Origin of the sequence: Streptomyces swartbergensis, from assembly GCF_002148965.1 — a bacterium.
Taxonomy (GTDB): domain Bacteria; phylum Actinomycetota; class Actinomycetes; order Streptomycetales; family Streptomycetaceae; genus Streptomyces; species Streptomyces swartbergensis.
Map to the genome: position 1 here is coordinate 1 of NZ_NGFN01000086.1, position 703 is coordinate 703.

Here is a 703-nt window from a genome sequence, read left to right on the forward strand (position 1 = left end):
GTCCGAGGGCTCTTGCCGGGGCTCTGCGGGGCGGACCGGGGGTGCCGCGGGTGCGTTGTCCCTGCCTCCGTACAGCTCCGCGGCCGTGGCCAGGATGCGGAGGCAGGCCGGGCCGTCGAGGGCGGTGTGGTTGATGGTGACGACGAGGACCGAGTCCACCACTTCGAGCCGTATCGGCGGGGACACCGACAGCGGTGGCGCCTCCGTCAGGGCCCGGGTCCTGGCGTCCTGCAGCGCCCGCGGCCCCGACGGGGCGAAGGTCACCACCTCCACATCGGGCTCCGGCGTCAGCTCCCACTCGTAGCGCCGCCGGTACCACGGCCCCCGCGCTTCCCGCATCAGGATCCGCGGATGCCGGTGCAGGGCCTCCGTGAACGCCTTGCGCAGGCGGGACTGGTCGACGGGGCCGGGGAGGTGGACCTCGATGTGGACCGTCTCCGGTTCCTCCTCCTGGAGGCAGTGCCGGGACACCTCGTCCACCACCGGGAACGGGACGCGTACCGGTGCCGTCATGCGGGCTCGCCCTTCCCCGTGTCCGTCGTCCTGGGCAGCTGCTGCGTCGGTGCCTCCGAGGAGGGCCCTTCGCGCAGACTCACCAGGCCGGCGAACAGGCCGATCAAGGCCAGCAGTTGGGCCGTACGGCCGAACGCCCCCTCGCCCGCGCCCACCGGCTCCCCGGCCCCGAAGGCAGCGGCGATGCCCG

The 703-nt window shown here is 74.0% G+C and carries 1 protein-coding gene and 1 pseudogene; both read right to left on the reverse strand.

Features of this window, described 5'->3' with window-relative positions:
* Positions 1 to 513 (reverse strand): annotated as a pseudogene (locus tag CA983_RS16005) (condensation protein); the annotation flags it as partial.
* The coding region (locus CA983_RS47900) for a hypothetical protein (protein ID WP_244206914.1) at positions 510 to 703 on the reverse strand (194 nt) is incomplete at its 5' end. The pseudogene CA983_RS16005 and the gene CA983_RS47900, both read right to left, overlap by 4 nt.